This window comes from Flaviramulus basaltis, assembly GCF_900114265.1.
GTDB classification, from domain to species: Bacteria; Bacteroidota; Bacteroidia; order Flavobacteriales; family Flavobacteriaceae; genus Flaviramulus; species Flaviramulus basaltis.
Genome location: NZ_FPKV01000030.1, coordinates 1 through 1537, shown reverse-complemented (window position 1 = coordinate 1537; position 1537 = coordinate 1). Strand labels below are relative to the sequence as shown.

Here is a 1537-nt window from a genome sequence, read left to right as displayed (position 1 = left end):
ACCACTAGCTTTAGCTTCAATTTCAAATATTTGAACATCTGATCCACGTTTTGCTTTGCTTAATGCACCTTTTGCTCTACTATCTAACTTATTTCCACTAACATTTATGGTTGGCTGTCCTGCTACTTTAAATTTAAATCCAGTAACTCGTAATGGTAATTCAAAATCAAAATCATCAAATTTAGCTCCAATAGTTGAAATCTCAAGAGCGTTACGTTGCATTTTTGTTGCTCCGTCTTCACCTCTTACTGTACCTGTTGGTTTTGGTAAATCTTTAATTCTGAATTTTGCGTTATCACTAACTTTTCCACCATCTGGCAAAGTTCCTGTAACATTTATAGTTACTTCTCTACCTTGAATTCTTGTTGCATCCATTACATAGCTACTACCTGAAGCTCTTGATAAACCTTGTGCACTAGCATTTACTTTGTTATCTGGTATTCCAGCAAATGAAATCGTCATTGGGTTTTTAACACCACGGTATACGACATTCATTTTGTCTGCAGAAATAGTTGCTGCATTTGGTTTTGCAACCGTAGCAAATGATGATTTTACTGGCACCTCAACTTCTTCTCCATCTTGAGCGAAAATTAACTTCCCTTCAATTTTGTGTTCTCCAACACCACCACTTCCTATTTTCAGCTTTACTTTACCGCCTTCGATAGCAAAATCTTTTCCTTCAGTTAATGTTCTTCCATCTAAAGTTAACTCAACTCTATTGGGTTTTGTAGATGCATCTGTACGACCTAATACTATTTGTCCATCAAATTGCTCTCCATTAAAATAAGCCGATTTAGATGTTTCCATTAAGGTTGTATAATTCGTCATAGATACTTCACTCGAAAGTGTCCCCTGAAGCATATTTGATAATATTTCAGACTCAGTGGTTTTAACATCAGATTGAAGTTGTGTCATTTTAGTTAATGAGGCTACTAAAGGGAAACCTTTATAGTTATGGTCTAACCATTCTACTTTTCCTGCGCCACGTTTAACATCATCAGTATTAAATTTATCTTTAACACTTTTAACAACTTCTTCCATACCTTTTTGATCTCCTAGCAAGCTAAGAACACCTTCTCTAAAGGTTACTATTTGTTTTTTAAACTCTTCTCCTTCTGGTTTTAACTTGTCGCCTTTAAAGAAGTTTTGATCAAGGTAATCGCCTTTATCCATGCTTTCATACTCGGTAGCATCATCAACAGTAGCGGTCATTTTTCCTTTTAATTCTTCAATATAATCATTAAAACTACTAGCTAACTTATCAAGAGCCTCTCCTTTTGCTTTTAAAGGTTCGTACTTCTCTGGTTGCTCGTCTGCTTTTAATTTTAAATTATCAACAAAACTCTTATTACGTTGTTCTGCAGACTCGTTAGATTCAACAAGTCTTTCGTTCATTAATCCGAAGGCTGAAAGCACTTCTTTTGACATATTTAAAGCTAGCATCGCTATAAATATTAAATACATCAGATTAATCATTTTCTGTCTGGGTGATAAATTTCCTCCTGCCATGTTTAATTAGGTTTTTTGGTTAATTAAT

Annotated in this window: 1 protein-coding gene; it reads right to left on the bottom strand. The window is 34.5% G+C overall.

The features are described 5' to 3' along the window. On the bottom strand, positions 1-1509 hold a 1509-nt coding region (porM, locus tag BT151_RS18365), incomplete at its 3' end, for a type IX secretion system motor protein PorM/GldM (protein WP_072403823.1). Positions 1510-1537: the final 28 nt, after the last annotated feature.